The sequence below is a fragment of the Paraburkholderia humisilvae genome (genome assembly GCF_902859855.1).
Classification (GTDB): Bacteria; Pseudomonadota; Gammaproteobacteria; order Burkholderiales; family Burkholderiaceae; genus Paraburkholderia; species Paraburkholderia humisilvae.
The window spans coordinates 231045-249559 of sequence record NZ_CADIKH010000003.1; the positions used below are offsets into that span (position 1 = coordinate 231045).

The following is an 18515-nucleotide window of genomic DNA, read 5'->3' on the forward strand; positions in this document are numbered from 1 at the left end:
GCTGCGTGTCAGCGACCTCCTGTCGCTCACGGAGTCGCGACCGTGACCGCAGCGGTGCCCGCATTGACGACGACAACCTGCGTGCCGGCGATCGCATTGTTTGCCGCCGGCACTGCGCCGCCGACAATCGGGTTCATCTTCGTGTACGTGCAAGTGAGCGTGCCCGGCGTGAGCGTCACGACGGCGTACCCTTGCGCATCGGGATCCACATAGGTGAGCCACGGGTTGTTCGTCTTCAGCGAATCGCCGAACGGCGCGAGGCCGCCGCCCGATAGTAGCGGATTCAGCCACGGCTGCGTTTGCGCGGTGCTGTTGAGAAACGCCTCATATTGCATGGACAGCGACGTGGCCGAAATGCCCGCGGTCACGAGATCCACCATGACCGGCTGCGGCGTGGCTGCATCGAAGTCGTCCATCACCGTGCCGGCGATAAACGCGCCGAGATTGCCGCTGAGCGCAACCACGTTGCGCACGCCGCTGCTCGCGAGAAATTGCATCAAGCTCTTGCGTTCCGCATCGTAGCCATCCCATATGTCGGCGTTGATCAGCAGCAGCGTCATCAACGAGTACGGCGGCAACATCTGGTTGAGCGCCGCGATGGTAGTGAGAATATCGGACTCGCTAAACCCGCCTTGCTGGCCGAGCTGGTGTAGACGCGAAAACGGCGCCGGGCGCAGATTCTGCGCGAGCGCGTCGGATAGATCCGCCTGTATCGCGCTGTGGAAGATCGATTCCAGCGGCGGCAAGCTCGCGTCCACACTGATCACCGCTTGGGTGACAGCGTCCACCACCGTCTTGAAGCCATCCATCTGCATGCGCATCAACGGCACTTCGTTACCCCATAGTTTCCAGACCGTTTTCGCGTTGCTCATCTGGTTTTGCCACCACTGACGCTGCGTGTCGCCAAGCATCGATACGGGTGTGAGCGCATTGGCCGCCGCCGTGCGGCGTGCCTGCTCCGCGCTGTCCACCGCGCTCTTACTGACCACATAGCGGCTGCCGATCGCACCGCCCGTGGTTTGCTCGGCGATCTCATGGTCCGCGCGATAAAGCCGCTCGTCAGTCATCACAAAGGTCGCGAGATCGCCGAATGCGAACGCGCGATAGACCTGAATATTCTGAAACGATGGATTGTTTTGATCGAACGGCACGTCCGCAGGCATAAACTCGAACCAGGCCTGGTTCGCATTGCGCCGCCGCGCGGTTTGCGGCATCGAGTCGTCGGCGGTGTACGTTTGGTGGTCCTGCCACGCGTCGTCCGAGAATTCGTGGTCGCCCCACGTCGCAATCACCGGCCATCGCGCATGGACGCGTTGAAGACGCGGATCGGAGCGATACGTCTTGTACAGCATCCGGTAGTCGGCGAGCGACGTCGCATAGATCGAACCGTCCGCGAGCTTCGCGCCATCGGGCAAGACAAACTCGCCGTGCTGCGGGTCGCGTACCGGCGTGACGAACGAAGGGCGATTCAACTGCTCGTAGACATAGTCGCCAACATGCAGGATGAAATCGATATCTTCGTTTTGCAGCGTATCGAACGCGGCCCAGTGATTAACGCTCCAGTCCTGACAGCATAGATACGCAAACTTGAGCTGCGCGAGCGATTGCCCCGTGACGGGCGCGGTCCACGTGCGGCCCGTCATGCTCGTCGCCGCGCCGGCGCCGAAGCGGTAGTAGTAGACCGTGTTCGCGGCGAGGCCGGTCACCTTGCTGCGCACCGTGTAGTCCCATTGCGGCTCTGCGCTGACCATCGTATTGAGCACGAGCGACTTGAAGTCCGGATCGAGTGCAACCTGCAACGACACATTGACCGGCGCCACGCCGTCGCCGCCGTCCACGCGCGTCCACAAGACGATGCTGTCCGGTTTGGGATCGCCCGATGCAACGCCGAGCGAGAACGACTGCGCGACACTGCCCGCGTCCGACTCCCCGCTGCTGCTGCCGTCGCCCCCTCCTCCTCCGCACGCGGTAAGCACCGTCGTGCTGGCGGCCGATACGGTGATGAAGCTGCTCCATCTGAGGAATTTGCGGCGATCCATGGTCGGCTTGTCCAGGGTAAGACGATGAAGAGAAGGCAACCAGGTGCTGGCGATTGCGCATCGCAAAGCATGAATGCCGCTGTATCAGGAACAGGTACTGGTGCGCAATTACGTCATCGTGAAGTGTCAGCCGAATGACAGCACTGTCAAATAAAAAAACAGGCATGGCTTTTTTCCGATCTTGTATAAAAAAACGATTCACATTGCGAATTCATTTTTCCGTTTACGAACCTTCTGCATTGCGAACACATCGAGTAGCGCGTCGTCATGTAGATGAAATTCAGCACGACTAGGATGGGCCGCTTGACTGCTACGGGCAGCTCAACGTGCCTGAACGTATCGCTGAAATTCCAATGGAACGGCGCTTCCGGAAGGGTATCGATGCCAATGCTTATTCACGCCTGCCTGTGTTTCGTACTGGCGAAATGCAATTCACTGTAACGGAAACAATTGTCTTTGAAGCAGTGCGTGTTTTAACGGAGCTTCGCAATGAATGCGCTAAAAAGCCTGAAGACCTATATGTTGGCATTGAGTGTCCTATGCACATTGAGCGCCTGCGGCAGCTCGAGCGATTCGGGCAATGCGCCGGGCAGCGGCAGCGCCGGCAACTCGAACGGCAGCACCGACGCATTGACTGTCACGCAAAGCGACAGCCAGTTCACGATCAATGATGGCGCAACCCGTTTCACGTTGGACCGCGCGGACTGGCACGCGAACTGGGCCGATGCGAGCGGCAACACGCTCTTCGAAGATGCGACGCCAAGCGCGCAGACGCAGCAGGTGAATCCGGACTTCGCGCAATTCAACGATCGCGAGAACGGCATCGATGAAGCCTATCCCGGCTTGCCGCAAGTCACGTATCGACCGTTCGCTTATCTGAACGGCGCGCAGTGGCACTATGCGACGGGCGTGAGCGCTGTCAACGTGACGGGTAATACCGCGTCGGTGAGCGTAACCACCGACGATGGCCTCGGCGCGACGCTAACGCTGACGTACCCCGGCGACGGCACGGTAAAACTGCACTACGCACCGGCCGCGACCGGTGTAACGGCGGTATCGACCTCATGGCAAAGCCCGGGCACGCAAGCGTATTTCGGCGGCGGGCAGCGCTTTTCGTCGGTGAATCTGCGCGGCACCGCGCTGCCGCTATGGATTAGCCATGGCCCGGGTTCGAACCGGCAGACCTCGACCAATGAAATCGCCGCGTCGTTTTTCTGGTCGCCGTCCGGCTCAGGTGCGGCGATCGATTCCGATGCGCGCGGCGAAATCGTCTTTGCGAAGAACGACGAGCGTCCAGACGCGGTGCGCGCGACCATCGAGAACGATGCGCTCGATCTGGTCTATTACCATGGCACGCCAAAGCAGATCCTCACCGCCTACACTGCGCGCGTTGGCCGGCCGCAATGGACACCGCCCGACTGGATGTGGCGGCCGATGGTCTGGCAGGACGGCGACACGAGCACTGCCTCCGTGATGGCGCTCGTCGACGGCATGCATAGCCGCAACATCCCGCTCGGGGCGGTATGGCTGGACAACCCGTGGGACGCGGGCAAAGGCAGCTTCAATTTCGATCCATCGCGCTTCGCGGACCCGGATGGCTTGATCCAGCAACTGCACGCGCAAAACGTGCGTCTGATGGTCTGGCTCTCGCCGTACTACGACGGCACCTTTCTCACCGACGCCGCAGCAATGGGCTTTACCATCACCGGCACACGGCCTGACAACAATGAAGCAACGTACTTCCCGCCGCGCGGCCTCGACGTGCATGTCGACTTCACCAACCCGGGCGCCTATGCGTCATGGCGCGACGGCTTGCGTGCTCTGATCCGGCGCGGGGTCGACGGCGTGAAAGTGGACCGGGGCGAAGAAGACCTGTCCGACACGTCCGTGTGGCACAACGGCTTGCCCAACCCGCTCAATCACAATGCGTACATCGACGCCTATCACAAGGCAATTTTCGACGCATTCAAGGCCGAGCGCCCGAACGGCGACTTCACGATTCTCGCGCGCGGCGGCTGGAACGGTTCGATGCGCTGGGCCGGGCATTGGGAAGCCGACAATCAGAGCGCGCCCGGCGAAGACGGACTCACGCAGGCGTTGCGCGGTCTCGAGTCGCAGGCGATGAGCGGCTTTTCGTTTACGGGCGGCGACGTCGGCGGGTTCGCGGGTGGCCGTCAAAACGCCGGCGAGGCCGGCGCGAGCAACCCGTTGCTGACGCCGACCGAAGGCACCTACATTCTGTGGACCGAACTGGGCGCGCTGTCGCCGGTTATGCAGACACCGGTCGCGCCGTGGTGGGTCAGCGACAATGCCGTTACCGTCTATCGCCGCTATGCGACGCTGCACGACCGGCTGGTGCCTTACATTGCCGCCGCTGCTCGCCAGAACATCGCCGACGGCACGCCAATCGTGCAGCCGTTACCGTTCGCATTCCCTGGCGATGCGTCGGCCGTTGCCGCGGATGACGAGTATCTGTTCGGCCCCGACCTGCTGGTCGCGCCTGCGACGTCTGTGCTCGCAAGCCTCGGCGTTGGTGCGCGCAAGGTGTACTTCCCGGCGGGCACGTGGCACGACTTCTGGACCGGCGAGACGATTGTCGGACCACAGACGCGAAGCTTCGTGCCGGCGATGGACAAGCTGCCGCTGTATGTGCGCGATGGTGCTGTGCTGCCGGCGGGCGTGTCGGCGGCGCAGTTACCGTAGCGTGTGGGAATGAGCGGTCGGTGATCGACGCGGGACATGTCCTCAATCTGTCCGGGCAACATCGCGGTGTGCTCGCGGCGATCAGTCAACCCGACACCAACGACCGGATTCCGGGCACACAATGACCGGTTCGCCGTTTAGCAGGACTTGCTCTGTATCCGGTTGCAAAGAGGTCGAAGGGGCTATGTCGAAGGCAATCTTCAGTGCGTGCGCAACCTGGGCATGTTCGATGGGCAATTCCCATGTCAGGAATATCTGGACGCAGTCCTGATCCGTCGCGAAGTCGGCCACATCGAAACCGCTGCTGCCGCGTCGAATGACGCCATGAGGCTGGCCCGTATCGAATATCACAACCGTTCCTCGGCACACGGGAATGCGGCGGCCTAAAGAGGGGAAATGCAGATCGAAACCCCTGTCCTCGCTCAGGAGGAGATTGCAAAAGGCCGCTCCGCCATATTGCGCACCATCATGGTGGTACTTCGCACCGCGGCAGGCCATCAGCGCCACGTCACTGTCACCGCTGGCAAGCACCCCGGGTAATCCTAGCGCGCCCGTCCACTCGGACACCGCCCGCACGCAGCGCGTGTAGTCGGGCCAGCGCGCCCGTGCTCGCGCCAACGGCATGGCCTCGACGTCGCCGGGTTCCAGGACCATGCGCGTGGATATCTCCCTGTCCCAATCGGCAAGCAGACGTGTCGGGGGGACAGGCACGTCGACCATGCCCGATAGCACGATGTCGCTCACGCGTCGGCTGCGGAGGGTGTCGCCGCTACGGAAGCAGGACGTCAGTATGTCTCGCACTTGATGCGGTTCAGAGGAGGGAGTCATCTGCGAGATTGTAACGATTTCAACGGATTACTTCGGCGCAAATCGGGCCAGTACCGGTTAGTCAGGATAGCTGTGCAGATCGTCGAAAATCCGCCAGCATCGACACGGCACGCTCGCTGCGACGTACATCATCCTGGCGCGCATAAGAAAGCACGCGGCACGTCGATTGCTCGATTCATGATCAAGCAGGCGGCGATCGCTTGCGTCGAAATTCCAGTCCAATCAAGGAGGAACAGGTCATGAGCAAGACAACCAGCACCGTAGTTGCGGGCATCGTCGCACTCGCGCTGTCGGGCGGCGTTTATGCGCAGACGGCCGGAGGTTCGGCCGGCGGTTCGTCGAGCAATGGCAGCACGGCCGGCCCGGCAAACCAGGCGAACGGTGCAATGAACAGCTACGGTACGCCAGGCGCCACCAACTCGGACAGCGGCAGGGTCACCGGGTTGCCGAACTCGGGCTTGCCGAACGGCACGAACAATAGCCCTGGCACCAGCGCTCCCCCGAGCAACAACACACTGGCGACCCCGAGCACAAAATCACCGTCTGCCGGTCAGTAGTAACACTGAATGATGACAGTCAGGCGTGATTTAGCAAAAGCGCTTCAATCGCCTGGGGCGCAAGGGTAATCTGAAGTTCGAGTCGCTCATCCGTCACGTGTTGCAAGAAAGGCCGCTGCCCGTCACGACAGCGGTCTTTCGTGCTCCTGATTTCTTTATGGACAAATGGCATCAAGCGATGGACGTGCGCAAAAACCGCACGACTTCATCGTTGAATTCCCCTGGAAACTCGATATTAGTAAGGTGTACCGCTGGTAGCACCCGCAACCTCGCGCCTGGAATCGCATTCGCCATTTGCACGCTGTAACTCGCTGTCGTCACCGTATCGTGTTCGCCCGCGATCACCAGCGTCGGCCGCGTGATGCGCGCGATATCCTGCCGCATGTCCGTTTCCTGAACGGCGCCCCACGCACCGGCGAGACCATGGCGATGAGTTGTGAGCAGCATGACCCGGAACTTCTCGACCAGCGGATCTGACGCCTCGAGCATATGCACCGGGAACCAGTTGCGCAGGAAGGTCTCGGCTGTGGCGGTCATGTCGTCGGCCTGCAGAACGGCCGCGATCGGTGCATCCCACCTGTCCGCCGGCCCAAGCCAAGGCGCAGTGTTGCTCAGCACCAACCGGTCGATCCGTGTCGACGCGTGCACGCCAAGCCACTGTCCAACGATGCCGCCCAATGACAGTCCAAGGAAATGCGCTCTTTCCATGTCGAGCGCATGCATCAGTTCGAGCACATCCTGCGCGAGACGTGCAAGCGGATACGGCCCGGCAGGAACGCTCGACGCACCGTGCCCGCGCGCGTCGTAGCGCAACACGCGGAAGTGCTGGCTCAACGCGGGCATTTGCGAATCCCACATGCGTAACGTGGTGCCGATGGAGTTCGACAGCACAATCGCAGGCTTGTCGTCGTCGCCGTCGAGCCGATAGGCGATGTGTGTGCCGTCGGTCGTCGTGAGATACGAGAAGTTGTCCATAAGGTCCTCTGCGGTGAAGCGCCGGAGGGCACGGCGCCCATCGCCGAATGCCGTTGCGCGACGCCAGGTAACGGCACTCATTATGGACAACGAGAATTTCCAATAAAATTACAAAATCTCGACACGCTTTGTCATAAAAACTGAAATGTCAGATTTCACGCTGCGTGACATGCAATGCTTCGACGCTGTCGTTCGGACCGGGGGCTTCCAGGCTGCCGCTGCCGCCCTGCATCGATCCCACCCCGCGGTATTTGCTGCGGTGGCGCGACTGGAGAGCCAGACAGGACTCGTCCTGCTCGATCGCAGTGGCTACCGCGTGAAGCTGAGCGATAGGGGCCGCTCATTTCATGAGCGCATGCAACTCCTGTTGCGCGAAGCCGAAGGCTTGCGCCAGCACGCAACGCAACTGGCCGGCGGAGATGAGAGCGATCTGAACGTGGTTCTGGGCGATCTGTGCCCGCGCCCGGCTACGCTGGAACTGCTCGCACGTTTCTTCGTCGGGTATCCGCACACGCGGTTGAATCTGCATTTTGAAACGGTCGGTGGCCCCATGGAGAGGCTGAAGACCGGAGAGGCCGATCTGATCCTGCATCGTGTCGATATGACCGACTCGTCACTGGAATGGATTACGCTCGGTAAGGTCCGGTTGATTCCGGTGGCGGCGCCGCGCATGCTGCCGACACCGCTGCCAAAGACACTGCGTGCTGAGCATTTGCGCAACTACGCTCAATGTGTCATGCGCGATTCCGCTCGCACGCCGAGTGACGCGCATTTCCTCGTCATGGAAGGATCACGTCAGATAACCGTGCCCGACCAGGTGATGAAAAAAGATGTGATTCTGCAAGCCCTCGCGTGGGGACACTTGCCGGACTTCCTGATCGAGGAGGAGTTGCGCAGCGGCGCTTTGAAGTCCCTTGCGGGCCGGTGGCTCCCCGGCCATACCGAAACGGTCGTCGCAGCCCGGCGCCGCAACGGGCCGGCCGGCCCCGTTGCGCAGCGCTTATGGACCTATCTGCAGGCGAACGCGCCGCTGATCTAATCGGTGCAACGCCGGGCGGCAAGTTTCCTTGCGTCGCGCCATACGGCTGCGACACTGGCGTTCGGGCGGCCGACCCGGTTCGCTATACCGCCTCGGGGATTTACTTCTTTTCGCCCGATTTGACAGGTAGCGGCACCTTCGGCGATGCCCAGTTCAAGGCCGCGCCAGGACTCGGTTTGGCCTTGGCCTGCTTGGGTTTCTTCGCTTCCTTGTTGCTGCGCAATTGACCTTTGGCCATGGTGTCCTCCTTATACGTCGGTCGCGAAGTCGCGACCCCTATCGATTGTGTGACCGGACAATCGCGTAAATAAGCCCCGGGTGTCTGGAAGCGACGCGGTCACCGTCATGGTCCAACGGGACCATCGGGAACAACGTCGCCCGCAACCGGGGCAAGTACTGCACGATGAATCGTTACAGCGTCGGTCCCGCGCACGGGACCAGGTGCCAGCGCGACTTACAGCGGCGTGATGTTCGACGCCTGCAGGCCCTTGGGACCACGCTTTGTTTCGTAGCTGACTTTTTGATTTTCGGCGAGGGTCTTGAAACCATCCCCGCGAATCTCGGAGAAGTGCGCGAACAGATCGTCGCCGCCTTTGTCAGGCGTAATAAAGCCAAAACCCTTGCTATCGTTGAACCACTTGACGGTACCGGTATCCATGAGAATTCCCTAAAACGGTTGAGTATTCTCGCTCCAATGTGGGCGCGAGAAAAAGCATCAAGGAGGGAGAGGACAACGAATACCGCGGGGACGGACAATGATGATCAATCGCGCTTCTTGAAGACTTCAACCGGCCACACTACGCGCTGCCAGCAATACAGTCAAGCTCTTTCGGTTCAACGAGGAGGCCGATCCCCTGTTACGCCCATCAGGACGCGTGCGCCGACATCAGATTGAGTGCCAACGCTTGCGCCACTTCGATGCCGTCGATGGCCGCCGAGTAGATCCCTCCCGCATACCCCGCGCCTTCGCCGGCCGGATACAGACCTTCGATGTTCATGCTCTGGTAATCGTCTCTGCGTCGAATCCGGATCGGTGACGAAGTGCGCGTCTCCACGCCGGTGAGCACGGCATCGTGCATCGCGAAGCCTGCGATCTTCTTATCGATCTCGGGTAGCGCCTCACGGATTGCGTCGATCACGTAATCCGGGAGCGCGGTGCTGAGATCGGTCGGACGCACGCCCGGCTTGTATGACGGCACCACGGAGCCAAGCGACGTCGACGGTCGGCCGGCGATAAAATCGCCGACCAGTTGACCCGGCGCATGGTAATCGCCGCCACCGAGTTCGAATGCGCGCTCCTCCCATTTGCGCTGGAACGCGATACCCGCCAGCGGACCGCCGGGATAGTCTTCCGGCGTAATGCCAACGACGATGCCCGCATTCGCGTTGCGCTCGGCTCGGGAATACTGGCTCATGCCATTGGTGACCACGCGCCCGGGCTCCGACGTCGCCGCGACCACCGTACCGCCAGGGCACATGCAAAAGCTGTAAACGGACCGTCCATTGCTGCAGTGATGGACCACCTTGTAGTCGGCTGCGCCGAGCTGCTTGTGGCCCGCAAATTTGCCGAAGCGGCTGCGATCGATCAGCCCCTGTGGATGTTCAATGCGAAAACCCAGCGAAAACGGCTTGGCTTCGATATAAACCCCGCGCTCGTGCAGCATCTGGAAGGTGTCGCGCGCGCTGTGGCCCACGGCCAGCACCACGTGGTCACAGCGCAGTTCGTCGCCGTTCGAGAGCTTGAGCGAACGCACCCTGCCCTGATCGATTTCGATGTCGTCGACCCGGGTTTCGAAGCGCACTTCGCCGCCCAGTTCGTGGATGGAAGCGCGCATTTTTTCCACCATGCTGACGAGGCGGAAAGTGCCGATGTGGGGTCGGCTCAGAAACAGAATGTCTTCCGGCGCGCCCGCCTTGACGAATTCGTCCAGTACCTTGCGGCCGTAGTGGTTCGGGTCCTTGATCTGGCTGTACAGCTTGCCGTCGGAAAACGTCCCGGCTCCGCCTTCGCCGAACTGCACATTCGATTCAGGATTGAGTACGGCCTTGCGCCACAGGCCGAACGTGTCCTTGGTACGCTCGCGCACGGCTTTGCCACGTTCAAGGATGATGGGCCGGAACCCCATCTGCGCGAGGATAAGTCCCGCGAAGAGGCCGCACGGCCCCATGCCGATCACGACCGGGCGCGGCGAAGCGGTGTGTCCGGCGGCCTTCGCGACAAAGCGGTATGTCATGTCCGGCGTCAACCCGCAATGCGGCTTGCCAGCGAGGCGCGTGAGCGCGGCCGCTTCGTCCTTGACTTCGACATCGACGATATACGTCAGCTTGATGTCGGAGCGCTTGCGTGCATCATGCGCACGGCGGAACACGGTGTAACGGACCAGCCCGTCCGCCGTTACGCCGAGATCCAGGAGGCGCGCACGAATCGCGGCCTCGAGATCGCTTTCGGCATGGTCGAGGGGGAGTTTGACTTCGCTTAGACGTAACATGAATCTCGGGATGCGATCACCACGGAATCGTGGTGGTGTTGAAACGGGCGGATGCCAGCATGCGGGTAGCGGCATTGTTCACCACGTGGGCATCGCGGACGCGGCTCTTCCATCGGTGCAAAAAGCGGTGGCGGCGCCGCATTCTGCTCCGGTCGGACAACTCATGCAACCTCAGAATGAGCGGGCCTTGCGCGGGGGAAGGTTCTGCCCGCACGAAGTCGTCGTCGGGCAAGCCGGGAGCGGGATCAGCGAAGCGGGAGAAGCTCAGTGCATCTTATGACGATGCAAGCGCATGCCTCGCGATGCGATGCGGGCGTGCCACCGTCATTATTCCTGCTCGTGAGCATAAACGCCTCGTTATAAACACCGCGCAAAAATACGGCCGCCAGAGGGAAACGGGGCGTAGCGACGGGCCCGGGCTCCATGGGGTTGGCCGAATCGCAGCGCTCTGCCTTCAATGCGATTCCTCGACCGGCATAATCCGATGCTCCGTTGCGCAGACGCGAGGCGTGAGCGAGCGCGAAGCGCTGTGCGACACTCTATCGGGAACTGAAGGAAATCGGGCAAGAGTCTTAGGCGTTCTATCCGGCCCGGCCGGCTGACGCCGGTAACGCGTAGACGCGGACCCAATCGATATCGAACGTGGAATCTTTGACAACCTTGTCTATAGGCCAGCCGCCGCCTAGCGCATAGTCCAGCATCATGTAATAAGGCCCTGTCATATAAGCCGCGGCATTTGAGGTCGGCATCTGATTGGTCTGAACGCCGTCGATATACCAGGTGATATGCACAGGGTCAATCTGACAGCCGTAGATATGGTAGTCCTTCCAGGGCTTCGCTCCGTTCGGTATCGGCGTGGTCGGTGAGTAGAATTCCGCCCCTTCCCCATGCGCGCCGCCGGCGGCCCAGTTGTGCACCGCTTCCGAAATAACGGCGTAATTATCGGTGTACGTTTTGCCATACCACTCGAAGATATCGATTTCTGAAAATCGTTTCCTCGACGTGTTGTTGATGGTCGTCGAACTCATCAGCCAGAATGCGGGCCAGGAGCCCGTACCCGACTCCGGCATCTTGGCACGCACTTCGAAATACCCATAGAGTTGCGCAAATCCTTGACCAGTTTCGTCCATCGAGGAGATGTTGCCAGAACGCCAGGTGCCGTCAGGGTCCATGTATGCCTTGATCGACAGGATGCCGCCAGCAACACTGAGCGCTTTGCGATCCCACTTCGACGCCGAGTAGTTTCCGGCCGGCCCGTAGGGCGGGAGGAAAAACCAGGTTGCACCGCCTTTTGGCGAGCGGGTAGCAACGCTTAGACGATCGAAATTATCTTCGAAGGTCAGCGTGTAGCCAGTCAAATCGATGTCGCCCGTATGGGCGGCATGGTTCGGAGCAGGCGCGGGTGAAGGCAACGATTCAGCAGTCGCTGCGGGGTCGACCGCGGCGACCAGCATCGACACAACCGATATCGAAGCCACGATTAGCACCTGGCCTAAACGACTCATCGCTTCCCCCTTCGCTTCGTGCGCATCCGTCATATCAATGTCGCAAAAGGCTGCGCAGGGCTCTGTGCGATAGCGTACAGGCGGTGTTGAAACGGCGTTTTAACCCTGGGAACGGGCGGCCTTATGTGTCCAGGGCCGGTGACGGAGCATGAGCACAGCCATCTGCCGCCTGTTCTTCCGGCGCTACACGGCCTTCCCTGCCGAAACGCCGGATGGCTTGCGGCGGCTGGCCCAACGTGCGGAGGAACGCACGCCTCATCCGATCGCGGTCGAAAAAGCCGACTTCATGGGCAATGACATCCATCGAATGACGGCCCTGCTCGAGCATCAGTCTCGCGGCTCCTACGCGCTGGTACGGCAGGGCGGTGTCGTTGTCTCGGCAGTGCAGAAACCCGATCGTGCAAAACTCCCGCAAGGGGTGAGCTCCGACTTTCTGTTGGTCAACGTAGACACCGGAATCCTGGAAAAGCTTGGCCGCCTCGCGGCAGACGGTCAGCTAAAAACCCGACTAGGCGAAGTTCTGTCGCCAGCCTGCTCGATCAACCGGGTGCAAGCCAGATCGCGGTCCGGCCGGGCCGGAATGTCGCTCGCTCGGGTTCGTGCTAGCATCGTCTGCCTCTATTAGCAATCCTTGTAATTAGAGTCTGTCATGTTGCGGGTTGTGCCGACCTGTGGCGCTTGAAGCACCCGCGCATTGCACAATAAGCCTGACGAAACGCACCGGCTCGACTGCAAAGGTTCGGCACATGGACCTGCTTAAGATCGACGGAACCAGCAGCTCCCAAGTCTTGACGGAGGATGGCGAGTGCGTCGTCTGCCGGGAATGGTGCCTGCAACCTGATGGCAAGCGCGGTACCGTACTGGCCGTGCGGCCTACGTCGGAACATCCGGCGTCCGTGACACTCGATCGCCTTGCTCACGAATACAGCCTGAGGGAGGAACTGAACGACAGGTGGGCGCTGCGGCCGGTGGGGCTCGTCGAGGATCGGGGGCAAATCACCCTGGTGCTCGAGGACCCCGGGGGCGAACCGCTCGACCGGCTCCTTGACGCGCCCATCGAGACGGCCCCGTTCCTGCAGCTTGCGATCGGCATCGTCGCGGCGCTCGGCGAGGTCCACAAGCACGGTCTTATCCATAAGGATCTCAAGCCGGCCCATATCCTGGTGAACCAGGCGAGTGGACGTATCTGGCTCACCGGGTTCGGCATCGCCTCTCGCCTGCCGAGCGAGCGGCAGGCGCCTGAGCCGCCCGAGACCATCGCCGGCACGCTGGCCTATATGGCGCCCGAACAGACCGGACGCATGAACCGCTCGGTCGATGCACGCAGCGATCTCTACGCGGTCGGCGTCACCCTCTACCAGATGCTGACCGGTGTGCTGCCTTTTGCAGCTGCCGAACCGATGGAGTGGGTGCACTGCCATATCGCGCGACAGCCGGTGCCGCCCGCCGACCGGCTTGCGTCCGTGCCAGAACCAGTGTCGACCATCGTCATGAAACTGCTCGCCAAAACCGCCGAAGAGCGATATCAGACCGCAGCCGGAGTCGAGCGCGATCTACAGCATTGCCTCGCCGAGTGGAACCGTCAGGGCCGCATCGACAAATTCGCGCCAGGCCAGCAGGACACGCCCGATCGCCTGCTGATTCCGGAAAAACTATACGGCCGGGAGCGTGAGATCGCGGCCTTGCTTGCCGCCTTTGACCGCACCGTCGAAGGCGGGGCACCGGAAATCGTGCTGGTGTCCGGCTATTCCGGCATCGGAAAATCCTCGGTGGTCAACGAACTGCACAAGGTCCTCGTGCCGCCGCGCGGACTGTTCGCCGCTGGCAAGTTCGACCAGTACAGGCGCGACATCCCCTATGCGACGCTCGCGCAGGCGTTCCAGGATCTCGTGCGGCCGCTGCTCGGCAAGAGCGATGCCGAGCTGCTGCCGTGGCGTGCGGCGCTGCGGGAGGCGCTCGGCTCGAACGGCCAGCTCATGGTCGACCTCGTGCCGTCGCTCGCGGCGCTGATCGGCCCGCAGCAGCCGGTCTCCGAGCTGCCGCCGCACGACGCGCAGCGCCGCTTCCAACTGGTGTTCCGGCGCATGCTCAGCGTGTTCGCCCGGCCGGAACATCCGCTGGCGCTCTTTCTCGACGACCTGCAATGGCTCGACATCGCGACGCTGGACCTGCTGGAGCATCTGGCCACCCAGCCTGAGCTGCGCAATCTGCTGCTGGTTGGCGCCTATCGAGACAACGAGGTCACGCCTTCGCACCCTCTGGCGCGAAGGCTGGCAGCGATTCGCAGTGCCGGTGGGCGGGTGCAGGAGATCGTGCTGAGCCCGCTGCGGCTCGCGGATGTCCAGTCGCTGATCTCCGATGCGCTGCACTGCGGCCCGGAGTGCACCACGCTGCTGGCCCGGCTGGTGCAGGAAAAAGCCGCCGGCAACCCCTTCTTCACGATCCAGTTCTTCACCGCGCTGGCCGAGGAAGGGTTGCTCGCCTTCGATCATGGCAAAGGGCAGTGGTCGTGGAATCTCGAGCGCATCCGGGCCAAAGGCTACACCGACAACGTGGTGGACCTCATGCTGGGCAAGCTGCGGCGCCTGCCCACCGCGACTGAACACGCGCTGCGGTTGCTGGCGTGCCTCGGCAGCAGCGCATCGATCAGCACGCTGGCGCTGGTCGGTGGTGAGAGCGACGAAGCGCCGCACAACGCGCTGTGGCCGGCGGCACAGGCTGGGCTGGTCGTGCATGCGCAAGGGCGCTACCGGTTCGCGCACGACCGCATCCAGGAGGCGGCCTATGGGCTCACGCCGATGGACCAGCGAGCGGCGGAGCATCTACGGATCGGGCGCCTGCTCGCGGCGCATACACCGGCGCAGGCGATCGACGAACAGGTGTTCGAGATCGTCGGCCAGCTCAACCGGGGCGCAGGCCTGCTCACGTCAGTTGACGAGCGCGAGCAGGCGGCCGCGCTTAATCTGCTCGCCGGTAAGCGCGCCAGGGCCGCAACGGCCTATACGTCGGCGCTGAACTATTTCGTTGCCGGTGCCGCGCTATTGTCAGAGGACGGCTGGCAGCGCCGGCGCGATCTCGCCTTCCCGCTCGCATTGAACCGGGCCGAATGCGAGTTTCTGACTGGCGCGCTGGCGGATGCCGAAAACCACTTAACCGCGCTGTCGCGCCGCGCCGCAGACCTGCTCGAGCTTGCGGCTGTCACCTGCCTGCAAGAACAGATCTACACGACTCTGGACCGCAGCGACCGCAGCATCGAAGTGGCGCTCGACTACCTGCGACGCGTCGGCGTCACATGGTCCGCGCACCCGACACAGGACGAGGTCCGGCGCGAACACGAGCGCATGTGGCAGCAAATTGGCGAGCGCCCGATCGAAGCGCTGATCGACCTGCCCCGGATGACCGATCCGGTCTGGCGCGCGACCATGGTCGTGCTGACCGAGGTCGTGTCGGCGGCCACCTACACGGACGAGAATCTGTCGTGCGTCGTTCTCGGCCGCATGGCCAATCTCAGCCTGGAGCATGGCAACACGGACGCGTCGAGCAGTTCCTATGCTCACCTCGGCGCCGTGCTGGGCGGGCTGTTCGGCGATTACAAGGCGGGCTTCAGCTTTGGGCAGCTCAGCTTCAACCTCGTGACAAAGCTTGGGCTCGATCGTTTCAAGGCCCGGGTCTACATTGTCTTCGGCCACCAGATCCTGCCCTGGACCAAGCCCATCCGCATCAGCCGCAACCTGATACGGCTCGCTCTCGACGCGGCGCACGAGACCGGCGATCTGATTTATGGGGCCTACGCTCGCACCCACATGGTCACGCATCTTCTTGCGAGCGGCGATCCGCTCGACGAGGTGCAGCGGGAGGCCGTGGCCGCGCTCGACTTTGCGCGGCAGGCGCGCTTCGGCCTGGTCGTCGACCGCGTGACCGGGCAACTCCAGTTGCTCAGGACGCTGCGCGGCATGACCCCGGTCTTTGGCCGCTTCGACGACGCGGCGTTCGACGAAGCGCCGTTCGAGCAGCATCTGCAGGCGGATGAGCGGCTCGCGCTCGCCGCCTGCTGGTACTGGATCCGCAAGCTGCAGGCACGTGTCCTCGCCGGTGACCACGCCGCCGCGTTCGCGGCGGCGGTGCAAGCGGATCGCCTGCTCTGGACGATCCCGTTCTATTTCGAGCGGGCGGAATACCATTTCTATGCCGCGTTGGCGCGCGCCGCGCTTTGCGATACCTCAGACGATGCGCAGCGGACCCTGCATTGGCAGGCATTGGCCGCGCATCACCAGCAGCTTCAGGTATGGGCCGACCATTGCCCGGAGAATTTTGCGAACCGCGCAGCGTTGGTCGGCGCAGAGGTGGCCCGCGTTGACGGCCGCGAGCGTGACGCGATGAATCTCTACGAACAGGCCATCCGCACGGCCCGCGACAATGGCTTTATCCAGAACGAAGCGATCGCCAACGAACTGGCTGCGCGCTTCTACGCGGGGATGGGTTTCGAGACCATTTCCCAGACCTATCTGCGCAACGCTCGCTATGGCTATCTTCGTTGGGGAGCGGAAGGCAAAGTGCGGCAACTCGACGAGCTGCACCCACAGCTCAGGGAGAAAGCGCCCGTAGCCGGCTCAACGAGTACGATCGGGGAGACGGTTGAACACCTGGACCTTGCGACCGTGATGAAAGTGTCGCAGGCCGTCTCGGGCGAGATCGTCGCGGAAAAGCTCATCGAGACACTGATGCGCACCGCCATTGAGCAGGCCGGTGCACAGCGTGGCCTGTTGATCATTCCGCGCGGTCCTGAACCGCGCATCGAGGCGCAAGCCGTGACCGGCGGCGAGACGGTCGTTGTGCAGCTGAGTGACCTGCCCGTGACCGCGGCCATGCTGCCGGAGATCGTGCTGCACTATGTGTTGCGCACGCACGAGAGCGTCATTCTTGACGATGCCGCCGCGCAGTTCCCGTTTGCCACCGATCCCTACATCCGCGAGCGCGACGCGCGGTCCATTCTGTGCCTGCCGCTGATCGCCCAGGCGAAGCTCATAGGGGTGCTGTACCTCGAGAACAACCTGGCCCGCCGGGTCTTCGCGCCGGCCCGCTGCGCGGTGCTGAAGCTGCTCGCGTCACAGGCCGCGGTCGCGCTGGAGGTGGCCCGTTTGTACCGCGATCTCGAACAACGCGAAGCCAAGATCCGGCGGTTGGTCGACGCCAACATCATCGGGATATTCATTTGGGATTTTGCGGGCCGCATTTTCGAAGCGAACGAAGCTTTTCTTCAGATGCTCGGATACAGCCGCGACGATCTCGCTTCGGATCGTGTGCGCTGGACGACGCTCACGCCCTCCGAATGGGCCCGCGTTGATGAAAAGGCTGTTGCAGAGCTTCGAGCGACCGGCAGCTGCAAACCCTACGAGAAGGAGTACATCCGCAAAGACGGCGGTCGTGTGCCGGTGCTTGTCGGTGCGGCGACCTTCGGCGAACTTTCCGACCAGGGCGTGGCCTTCCTGCTCGATCTGACGAGGCGCAAGCAGGCGGAAGCCGAAGCCCGCGAGAGCGAGCGACGCTACCGCGAAGCACAGATGGAGGTTGCGCACGCAAACCGCGTCGCAACGATGGGACAGCTCACGGCGTCGATTGCCCATGAAGTGAACCAGCCGATTGCCGCCACGGCGACCCACGCCGAGGCAGCGCTGCGTTGGCTGGCGCGCCGGCCGCCGCAATTGGACGAGGTCGAACAGGCGTTGACTCACATCGTGAGGAATAGTCATCGCGCGCGGGACGTGATCGGACGGATTCGCGAACTCATCGCCAAAGCGCCGGCCCGGAAGGACTGGGTGGATATCAACGAGGCGATCCGCGAAGTCATTGAATTCACCCATGGAGAAGCGGTGAAAAACGGCGCGTCGGTCAAGATGGCGCTCGGCGCAAGTCTGCCGCTCGTCCACGCGGATCGGGTACAACTGCAGCAGGTTGTTCTCAATCTCGTGCTCAACGCTGTCCAGGCGATGTGCACCGTCGTCGAAGGGCAGCGGGAGCTGCTCATCTCCACCGATCGCGCTGAACCGGACGGCGTTCGGGTCGAAGTCAAGGATTCGGGACCGGGCTTTCCGTCGGAAAGCCTCGAGCATCTCTTCGCCCCCTTCTATACAACGAAGCCGGGTGGCCTGGGGGTGGGGCTGTCGATCTGCCGTTCAATCATCGAAGCGCATGGCGGCCTGTTGTGGGTGAGCGTCAACGTGCCCCAAGGGACTATTTTCTGTTTCACCTTGCCCACTCGCCCATACAGCCCATGACGTTTGAGTCATGCGTGTCATCGAATCCGAAAACAAGCGCGGCCGGCAACACGTGATCAGTGGCTGACCCGACACGCAGCAATAACGTGAAACCGTCAACTCATG

The 18515-nt window shown here is 62.2% G+C and carries 11 protein-coding genes and 1 pseudogene; 4 read left to right on the top strand and 8 right to left on the bottom strand.

The window, feature by feature from the left end; translation table 11 throughout:
- Positions 1 to 26: 26 nt before the first annotated feature.
- Positions 27 to 2039, bottom strand: a complete 2013-nt coding sequence (locus HV796_RS04240) for an alkaline phosphatase D family protein (RefSeq protein ID WP_175225200.1) — start codon at positions 2037 to 2039, stop codon at positions 27 to 29.
- Between the two features lie 489 nt (positions 2040 to 2528).
- On the opposite strand from HV796_RS04240, the gene HV796_RS04245 reads away from it, so the two are divergent.
- On the top strand, positions 2529 to 4742 hold the full coding sequence (locus HV796_RS04245) for a glycoside hydrolase family 31 protein (RefSeq protein ID WP_175225201.1): 2214 nt from the start codon (positions 2529 to 2531) through the stop codon (positions 4740 to 4742).
- A gap of 81 nt (positions 4743 to 4823) precedes the next feature.
- Here the strand turns inward: HV796_RS04245 and HV796_RS04250 are convergent, their stop codons facing one another.
- Positions 4824 to 5570 carry a hypothetical protein gene (locus tag HV796_RS04250; RefSeq protein ID WP_175225202.1) on the bottom strand — a complete coding sequence of 249 codons (747 nt, stop codon included), beginning with the start codon at positions 5568 to 5570 and terminating at the stop codon, positions 4824 to 4826.
- A 239-nt stretch (positions 5571 to 5809) separates the two neighbouring features.
- Between HV796_RS04250 and HV796_RS04255 the strand changes: the two genes are divergently transcribed.
- Complete coding sequence (locus tag HV796_RS04255) at positions 5810 to 6127, top strand: hypothetical protein (RefSeq protein ID WP_175225203.1); 318 nt, start codon at positions 5810 to 5812, stop codon at positions 6125 to 6127.
- Positions 6128 to 6298: 171 nt separating this feature from the next.
- Here the strand turns inward: HV796_RS04255 and HV796_RS04260 are convergent, their stop codons facing one another.
- Complete coding sequence (locus HV796_RS04260) at positions 6299 to 7102, bottom strand: alpha/beta fold hydrolase (protein ID WP_175225204.1); 804 nt, start codon at positions 7100 to 7102, stop codon at positions 6299 to 6301.
- Between the two features lie 145 nt (positions 7103 to 7247).
- Between HV796_RS04260 and HV796_RS04265 the strand changes: the two genes are divergently transcribed.
- Complete coding sequence (locus HV796_RS04265; RefSeq protein ID WP_175225205.1) at positions 7248 to 8141, top strand: LysR family transcriptional regulator; 894 nt, start codon at positions 7248 to 7250, stop codon at positions 8139 to 8141.
- 100 nt (positions 8142 to 8241) lie between these two features.
- Here HV796_RS04265 and HV796_RS04270 read toward each other — a convergent pair whose 3' ends face one another.
- From HV796_RS04270 to HV796_RS04290, 5 genes and pseudogenes are all read right to left on the bottom strand, one after another.
- The gene (locus HV796_RS04270) at positions 8242 to 8379 is read right to left on the bottom strand and encodes a hypothetical protein (protein WP_175225206.1); all 138 of its coding nucleotides are present in this window, start codon (positions 8377 to 8379) and stop codon (positions 8242 to 8244) included.
- Positions 8380 to 8595: 216 nt separating this feature from the next.
- Positions 8596 to 8799, bottom strand: coding sequence for a cold-shock protein (locus tag HV796_RS04275; protein WP_010109085.1), 204 nt, complete (start codon positions 8797 to 8799; stop codon positions 8596 to 8598).
- 208 nt (positions 8800 to 9007) lie between these two features.
- Positions 9008 to 10630 (bottom strand): NAD(P)/FAD-dependent oxidoreductase, encoded by a 1623-nt coding sequence (locus HV796_RS04280; protein ID WP_175225207.1) that lies wholly within the window; start codon positions 10628 to 10630, stop codon positions 9008 to 9010.
- A gap of 581 nt (positions 10631 to 11211) precedes the next feature.
- Positions 11212 to 12168: a glycoside hydrolase family 16 protein gene (locus HV796_RS04285; RefSeq protein WP_175225208.1), complete on the bottom strand. Its 957-nt coding sequence runs from the start codon at positions 12166 to 12168 to the stop codon at positions 11212 to 11214.
- Positions 12169 to 12256: 88 nt separating this feature from the next.
- Positions 12257 to 12499, bottom strand: a pseudogene (locus HV796_RS04290) (helix-turn-helix domain-containing protein); the annotation flags it as partial.
- Between the two features lie 382 nt (positions 12500 to 12881).
- Between HV796_RS04290 and HV796_RS04300 the strand changes: the two are divergent.
- Entirely contained in the window at positions 12882 to 18410 is a 5529-nt protein-coding gene (locus HV796_RS04300; RefSeq protein WP_175225209.1) for a trifunctional serine/threonine-protein kinase/ATP-binding protein/sensor histidine kinase, read from the top strand.
- Positions 18411 to 18515 lie beyond the last annotated feature (105 nt).